Origin of the sequence: Flavobacterium sp., assembly GCF_043720215.1 — a bacterium.
GTDB lineage: Bacteria > Bacteroidota > Bacteroidia > Flavobacteriales > Flavobacteriaceae > Flavobacterium.
The window spans coordinates 1-7,776 of the sequence record NZ_JAYSSZ010000245.1 but is presented as its reverse complement, the minus strand read 5'-3'; the positions used below and the strand labels follow the sequence as shown (position 1 = coordinate 7,776).

The 7,776-nt window shown below is 33.3% G+C and carries 10 protein-coding genes; 5 read left to right on the top strand and 5 right to left on the bottom strand.

Annotated features, from left to right (window positions below):
* Nucleotides 1–844: 844 nt before the first annotated feature.
* Entirely contained in the window at nt 845–1,267 is a 423-nt protein-coding gene (locus ACHZC3_RS10780; protein WP_394759867.1) for a DUF6943 family protein, read from the top strand.
* A 31-nt stretch (nt 1,268–1,298) separates the two neighbouring features.
* Nucleotides 1,299–1,478, top strand: coding sequence for a hypothetical protein (locus ACHZC3_RS10775; protein ID WP_394759866.1), 180 nt, complete (start codon nt 1,299–1,301; stop codon nt 1,476–1,478).
* 195 nt (nt 1,479–1,673) lie between these two features.
* Here the strand turns inward: ACHZC3_RS10775 and ACHZC3_RS10770 are convergent, their stop codons facing one another.
* From ACHZC3_RS10770 to ACHZC3_RS10755, 4 genes are all read right to left on the bottom strand, one after another.
* A complete protein-coding gene (locus tag ACHZC3_RS10770; RefSeq protein WP_394759865.1) occupies nt 1,674–1,916 on the bottom strand; it encodes a hypothetical protein in 243 nt (80 codons plus the stop codon).
* Complete coding sequence (locus ACHZC3_RS10765; protein WP_394759864.1) at nt 1,906–2,169, bottom strand: hypothetical protein; 264 nt, start codon at nt 2,167–2,169, stop codon at nt 1,906–1,908. The genes ACHZC3_RS10770 and ACHZC3_RS10765 overlap by 11 nt, the downstream gene beginning before the upstream one ends.
* Before the next feature lie 67 nt (nt 2,170–2,236).
* Nucleotides 2,237–2,728, bottom strand: coding sequence for a DUF5675 family protein (locus tag ACHZC3_RS10760; protein ID WP_394759863.1), 492 nt, complete (start codon nt 2,726–2,728; stop codon nt 2,237–2,239).
* A 29-nt stretch (nt 2,729–2,757) separates the two neighbouring features.
* Nucleotides 2,758–3,561 carry a hypothetical protein gene (locus ACHZC3_RS10755; RefSeq protein ID WP_394759862.1) on the bottom strand — a complete coding sequence of 268 codons (804 nt, stop codon included), beginning with the start codon at nt 3,559–3,561 and terminating at the stop codon, nt 2,758–2,760.
* Nucleotides 3,562–3,658: 97 nt separating this feature from the next.
* Here ACHZC3_RS10755 and ACHZC3_RS10750 point away from each other — a divergent pair, with 97 nt between their 5' ends.
* Nucleotides 3,659–4,150 carry a thermonuclease family protein gene (locus ACHZC3_RS10750; RefSeq protein WP_394759861.1) on the top strand — a complete coding sequence of 164 codons (492 nt, stop codon included), beginning with the start codon at nt 3,659–3,661 and terminating at the stop codon, nt 4,148–4,150.
* A gap of 143 nt (nt 4,151–4,293) precedes the next feature.
* Complete coding sequence (locus tag ACHZC3_RS10745) at nt 4,294–5,028, top strand: shikimate dehydrogenase family protein (RefSeq protein WP_394759860.1); 735 nt, start codon at nt 4,294–4,296, stop codon at nt 5,026–5,028.
* 12 nt (nt 5,029–5,040) lie between these two features.
* Here the strand turns inward: ACHZC3_RS10745 and ACHZC3_RS10740 are convergent, their stop codons facing one another.
* Entirely contained in the window at nt 5,041–5,472 is a 432-nt protein-coding gene (locus tag ACHZC3_RS10740; RefSeq protein WP_394759859.1) for an SET domain-containing protein, read from the bottom strand.
* A gap of 251 nt (nt 5,473–5,723) precedes the next feature.
* Here ACHZC3_RS10740 and ACHZC3_RS10735 point away from each other — a divergent pair, with 251 nt between their 5' ends.
* Nucleotides 5,724–7,601, top strand: coding sequence for a DUF349 domain-containing protein (locus ACHZC3_RS10735; protein ID WP_394759858.1), 1,878 nt, complete (start codon nt 5,724–5,726; stop codon nt 7,599–7,601).
* Nucleotides 7,602–7,776 lie beyond the last annotated feature (175 nt).

Genomic DNA, 7,776 nt, shown 5'->3' with positions numbered 1-7,776 from the left:
CACCCTTCACAAACCACTAATCCCATTTCACAACAAAATATACACTATAAAGCAATTTGTCATTTCATAAGAACTTTACAATGATTTTATATTCTTTGTCGTTAAGTCGGTAGTATTTTCATTGCTTTTGTAAGTGCCACATTTCCATAACAACCCAATTCGTAATTTACAATTCTCCATTCATAATTACATTTAGGCACCCACAAAACCAAAAGAGCCAGCAAGAGTATGTTTTTTTTATTTGCCAGAAACAAAGTAGTCATTGCTTTCACGCTGGCCAGATGCTTTAGCGTTTTCATAACAAACCACTTTCAAACTTTCGACTTTATGACTTTGGACTAAAGTAAGGCATCAAGCCATCACGAAAGCAATCAGAAACATTCCAGTAAGCAAATAAAAAAACCACACACTTGCCCGAGCTGCTGCCCACGCACTACGATAGTTTTTATTTTAGTTCCGTCTTCATCAAGAACATTTCGTTTAAACGATGACATTTTGAATTCGGAAACAAAACAAAAAATAAAAAAAAAGAGAGCAAAGTTAAGTTACAGGTTTACAAAAAAGCAAGTTCAAGCCCTACGGGTTTCAGAAAAAATCTCCACCCTTACCGTTTCGCAAAACATTCCGATTTGAAAAACAAAATCCCATTCCCGTAGATGTATAGGGTAGTATTTTTTCTGAAAAACTTGCTTTTTTGAAACCTTCCACTTGAACAGACGGCTTTCTTTTTTTCTTTTTTTTCTTTTGAAAAATTTAATGGGCGGAGCGTAGCGAGGCACATTGGTATTTCAAATGAAAACCTGCGGAAAATTGAAAATCTAATCAATTTTTAAAGCCGAATGTTATGACGAATTTCATCATCAAAACCCACAAAGTTGGAACAATTTACACAAAACCCCATTTATTTGTACTTAACAAAGGGATGAACAGCGGTAAACCCCAAAAAGTGCCATTTACTAACAGCTTTGTAATCATTTTTGAAAACGATGAAGATTGCGAAAGTCTTTATTTTATTGCTTTTAGTTTATGGAAAACGAATTTTTGGTACCAACATTTAGTAGGTTCAGTAATTTCGTTTTTACGACTTCCAGATTTCAAAAAAGAATTCAATCCAAAAGTCAATTTAATGATGGAGGAACACGAGCAGCACCAAAAAAATGTTGCAGCTCTCAAACTTTTAGAACAAAAAGAAAAGCAATTTCACGAAAACATCAATCTCATAAACGACTTACGAAAAGTCATTATTTACCGCTATTGCAAACGCTAATTTTTTTATTTAACCTTAAAATCCTATTATTATGACACTATTTATTTTATATCAAACCGATACTTGGAAAAGCAAAGCATCAAGAATTTTTTTTGGAATTTTCGACAGCCGAAATAAAGCCATTGATATTGCAAAATATTACGGCTTATATTGTTCTTGTGCCGAAGTAGTAATTGAAGAAGTTACTTTAAATCAATTTGAGGATAATTGAAAATTAAAATACAATCCTGGTCCAATCGGACTAGGTTTGTTTGCGCCTCATTTCCAAGCAAACCAATGCATAAAAGCAATATGATTGCTCCACTTAAATAAATAGAAGAAAAGCAAAGCAATTGCTTTTTGTTAGCTACTAAAAACAAAAAAAGTCCCTAATTACGGGACTTTCTATGTGGTTTTTTAACCGTTTTTAGGGGTTTATTTTCGGTTCTTCTTCCGATTTTACAGCAGTTTGAGAAACCACCGAAATAATACTACCGCCAAGAACCAAATAACCAGCAGCTGAAACTAATCCTACTGGTAAAGCCACAGGCGAAGCAATAATAACACCGCCAATGGATGCCAAAGCAATTCCAACAGTGCGAAGAATTTTAAACCATTTTGGAGTTGGTGCCAACACTCTTTCTGCTAAATTCAAATTGTTATTTTTCATAATCTTGATTTTTAATAATTGTTAATTCGATATTTGAAACTCTTTTTTCTAAATATTCTACTTTTTGGTTCAGTAAATCGTTACCGCTTTTGAATTCGGTTTTGATGATTAGAGCCATTGTTTTGACCTCAAACAAATCTTTCTCCATACTCTTAAAATCAGTGTGTAATTGCTTGATAAAATAAGCCACAACCGAGAGTAATAAAGTGATTAGTGTGCCAAAAAGTACCGTGATGTTATTGATGTTTTCCATTGTGTTAAAAAATTAAAATCCTTTTTCCTTCTCCTTTGGAGAAGGTGTCCAAAGGACGGATGAGGCTTTAGAATTGAAAATTATTTTCAATAGTTATTTTATTGTTTTCAACTTTTGCCAATGCCATTAATTTTGGATAAATCATTTTGTAGGCTGCAATACTTTGAGAAACTTGAAAATTTCCATCAATAAACTGGAAACTAAAACCACAAAGCGGACAACCAGCAGTTTCTTTGATAGTGTTTCCAGTATGGATATACACAAAATTGAAATTAGGTAAACCTATAATTTCAATCATTCCTTCGTGCAGCTTTCCTAATGCTTTTTTGTATTGTACATTTTTAGCTCCGTAAGTGTTCAACTTTAAACTAAAAACACCTTTTGGAATGGCAGTTTCGGAAGTAATTTTTACTTCTCTAATTTTATCTTCTAACAAATAACATTGAAATATTCCGTTGATATACAACTGGCTTAATGTACTTTCTTTGCCCTGTGCTACTCTTATTATTTTAGTTTCCATAGTATTTATCGATTTGATGTTAAACAAAAAATCTCTCATTTTTAGTGAGAGATTTTCTGAAGTTTTTACTAAAAAGCCTCCTCAATTTTTAAGCAGTTACCACTCGCAAACAAGTAGAAATTGGCTCCCACTTGTTGGTAAAACTCAATTCCTAGACATTGCAATACTGAAGTATTTGCAGTTGGTATTGCTCCTCCAGGTAATAGTGCAGTAATGGTAGTGGCAGGAACGACTGAGTACAAGTCCAAAAAGCCACTGTATTGAATATCATTTACCTCATTCAAATCAGCATCCATAGGATCATAACTGTTTGTGGTAGCATTGTATTCAAAATCACTCACTACTGAAAGCGAAGTAACCAAACGAAAGTGAGTTGCACCAGATGGAGCATTTACCAAATTCGCAGGATTAAAAGCAGGAACTACTAAATCGCCACTTTCTCTATCAAACGTATGCGTTAATGAAAACGGAGCGTTGAAAATCCCGTTAAAGGAAGTGTTTTTGTCAAACTCAAAACCTTTTAGGTAATTACGTTGGGTACTGATTTCAATTTTACGGTAACCTCTCGCTTCGGTTTGGTCTTCAAGGTTGATTTTCTTCATAATAGAAGTTAATCTTCCAGTAACTTGGCTGTCCGCCATTTGTTTCATCAATTGAGATAAACCAGTACGAACCGCTTTTCCAGCTTTGGCACAAGCGCCAAATTCGTTCATATTCTCACGGGTTCTCTCAAATTCAGGAGCAGTTAAAACTTGGTCGCCAGTTGGTCCGCCAACCATTCCAGCGAAGTAGCCTTCCTGTCCTTTAATTTTAAAATGTCGGATATCTCCAAGAGTTCCAACATACTTAATAACACCTTTCTGTCTTGCCATTTTTTCTAATTTTTAAAAGTTAATATTTGCTTGCAATTGCTTAAACAAAGTTCAATTATTATCTTTGAATACCACTAACTTAAAATACTGTATATCAATGCAATACAACGCAAAAGCACCGTACACAGTGGAAACTCACTGGCAAATTGAAGAAGTCCTTGACGGAGATAGCATCATCATTAGCCATCGTTTCACTAAAATGAGAAAAGAGATTCGTCTTTATGGTTTAGATGCACCGGAAGTAAAACTAAATAGGAAGATGAAAGAGGACGAGGAGAAAAGCAGTTTACCTGCCCAATTATTAATGCAATTTGGTTTGCAATCCCTACACTTCGTTTTGTCGGTTGCACCGCCAAAAACGGCTGTAACAATCATTACCGAGCAAGCTAATTATTATGACTATTGGAACAGACAATTAGGTTATGTGATTTTGCCTAGTGGAATATGTTTAAATGAATTACTTTTGCAGAATGGGTTCGCAAAAGCAACCCATCAATATTATTGTGGAAGGTTGGCAGAGTACCAAGCAATGAATCGTAAGGCTCAACTGAAAAAGAGAGGTATTTATAAGGTGGTAAAAAGATTCTGATTTGTTGTACTTATGTCGTACTAATGAATAATATAATGATTAAATTAATAATAAAATATAGGGTTCACAGGTGTAAGGAAGTTTAATTTGTGTAATTCGTGGTTAAAACAAGACCTTGTTATTGGGTTACAGACAATTTTAATATGAAAAAACTAGGATTACTAGGCAAAAATATAAGCTATTCTTTTTCGAAAAATTATTTTACAACTAAATTCAAGAATCAAAAAATTGATGATACCTTTAGCTACGAGAATTTCGATATGCAAAGTATTGATGAGTTTCCTAGAATCCTAAAAAACAGTCCAAACCTAATTGGGCTTAACGTTACCATTCCGTATAAAGAAGTAATTATACCTTTTCTTGACGAATTATCTGAAAATGCTAAAGAAATTGGTGCCGTAAACACCATTAGGATTTCTTCTAACGGAAAATTATTTGGCGATAATACTGATTATTTTGGTTTTAATAAATCTCTAGAACCTTTATTAACGCATCACAAAAAAGCTTTAATTTTAGGAACTGGTGGCGCTGCAAAAGCAGTCGCTTTTGGGTTAAAAAAACTACATATAGAAAGTTTTTTTGTATCGCGTCAAGAAAAAGAAAACACAATTACTTATAATCAAATAAATGCAAAGACTTTTGATGATTATCAGATTATCATCAATTGTACGCCAATTGGAACTGCTCCAAAAACGGATTTATTTCCGGATATTCCGTATCAATATTTTACTTCAAAGCACATTGCTTTCGACTTGATTTACAATCCAGAAAAAACGAAATTTCTTAAAAAAGCAGAAGAGAACGGAGCAATAACAAAAAACGGTTACGATATGTTAGTTTTTCAGGCAGAAAAAGCGTGGGAAATTTGGAATGAATAAGTTTTTATCCCATTATTTGTGCTTTTCCCAATATCTTCTACCATAACTACATAATATTTCTTCTTCTGATTTAATTTTTCGAGTGGCAATTAAACATACATTACCTGTTTCATCAAGACCTATTTTTGCATTATTTTTGAAATCAGATTTAGAAAAACCTGCAGCATCATTAGCATATTTTGCAAAACATTTCACAGGCATCGAATCCATAATAGTTCCGTCTAAAAGGTTTATAAAATACTTATCCTTTCCTTTTTCAGCTTTAATTTTAGCTTCGCTTTCTGTCAAAATAACCCCTTTAAAAAGAGAAATTATTTCATCCTTATAAATGGTTATCGCTGTAAATAATCCAGCTCCTGAATTAGAAATTTGAGAGGGATTTATATATAAATAATCAGATTCAGGAGCGTTTATTGTATTGTGATCTTGTGATTTAGTTTCCATTTTTTGCTTAAAGTATCAATGATAACTCAAAAATATCGATTTACCAAAAATCACGATTCTAGCCCAGATTGCTTCGCCAGTTCACTACGTCCGTGTGAGCCGATATCCAGAGCCTTTTTGCGTGGATAAAGGCGAAAGCTGGAAATAGCTCTTAAAAAAAAGCCTTTTTATAACTTTACTATTAGTTTTCTTTCAGTTTTCGTGTGTTTTTAGTAACTTCGGCGTCATAATAACTGTAAAAATTCTGCACCATGCTAGAAGAGCAACACGATAACCTACCTGAGGTAGATGGAAATGAAGTACACGAATCGCAAGTAGACGTTCAAGATTCTGCTAATGAAGCGATTGAAACAATCGAAAATTTGAATGCTGAAGTCAGTGAAGACGCCACGATTGGTGAAAGTCATGATATTCCGATGCAAAATTATGAGGCAATGGATATGGACGATTTAGTTCATGAACTGGATAATCTTGTGGTTTCGGAAAAAATTATGGCTGTAAAAAACCATGTGGAAGAAATAAAATCGGCTTTCTTATCGAAATACAACCATTTTATTGAGGAGAAAAAGGAAGAATTTCTTCATGAAAATCCAGATAGTATTGAAGAATTTGAATATCATTTTCCGTTAAAAGCGAAATTTGATTCTTTATATAGCAATTTTAGAAGTAAGAAAAATACACATTTTAAGAGTTTAGAATCTGATTTGAAATCGAATTTACAAACTCGACTAGCATTAATCGAAGAACTGAAATCATTGATTAATCCTGGCGAAAACATAAAAGATAATCTTAAACAATTTAATGATTTAAGAGAACGTTGGAAAACGGCTGGTTCTATCCCGAAAGACAAATACAACCATGTTTGGAATAATTTCCATTTTCATGTAGAGAATTTTTATGATTATTTGCATTTAGATCGTGAGGCTCGCGATATAGATTTTAAGCACAATCTGGAAGCTAAACTTAAAATAATTGCTCGTGCACAAGAACTTGTAAACGAAGCTGATGTGATGAAAGCGTTTAGAGAATTACAATCGTTACACAAAATTTGGAAAGAAGATATTGGTCCTGTTTCTAGAGAAAATCGTGAAGAAATCTGGACTGCTTTTAGCGAGTTGACTAAACAAATGCACGACAAACGTGAGCTAATTTTTGCACATCAACGTGGAAATGAAGTTGAGAATTTAGCTAAGAAAAAAGAAATTATTGCCGCTATTGAAGTTATTGCAACTGAAAAAATCGAAGTTCATTCGGGTTGGCAAGCGCAAGTTGAAAAAGTGGAAGTTTTACGTGCTAGTTTTTTTAGTGCTGGAAAAGTTCCTACTGAAGTAAACGAGCAAACTTGGAGCGAATTTAAAACGGCTGTTCGTAATTTTAATGTGCATAAAAATTCGTTTTATAAAGACATAAAAAAAGATCAAAATAGCAATCTTGATAAGAAAAATGCATTGGTTGCTCGTGCAAAGGAATTACAAGACAACATTGATTTTAATGTTTCGACTCCTATCATGAAGAAAATTCAGGAGGAATGGAAACAAATAGGTCATGTACCAAAAAAATATTCTGATTCGGTTTGGAAGGAATTTAAAGAGGCTTGCAATCATTATTTTGACAGATTGCATGCTGAGAAAAATGAGAATGAAGAAGTGGAAGTCGCTGCTTTCGAAAAGAAAAAAGAATACTTGGAAACGCTAAAATCATTCGAATTAGTTGGCGATCACAAAACCGACCTTGATGCTATAAAAGTGCATATTGAAGCTTGGAAAAGTATTGGAAAAGTTCCTTTTGCAAGACGTCATATTGAGGGGAAATTTAACAAAATACTAGATGTTCTTTTTGAAAAATTAAGCTTGAGTAAGAAAGATACTGACATGATGCGTTTTAGCAATAGAATGGATAGTTTGTCAGAATTGAACGATACTAGAAAAATTGATAATGAGAAAATTTTCTTGATTAGAAAAGTAGAAGAAGTACAAAATGAAATTTTCCAGTTAGAAAACAACATTCAGTTTTTTGCTAAAGCTAAAAAAGACAATCCTATGGTGCTTGAAGTAATGAAAAGTATCGAACGTCATAAAGAAGAATTAGCTACTTGGAAAGAAAAGCTGAAACAAATTAGACAAATGTAAACTAGACTATTTTAGTATAATTATACACAAACAAAAAAGCTCCTGTAAAAACTGGAGCTTTTTTTTGTATTAATTTTGTCTTGTCCTAAAATAGCGATACATAAATTCATCGTTATGGAAAACACCCAGGAACCTCGCTATGTAAAGCGTACTCAAAAAGACTACAGTATGTCTT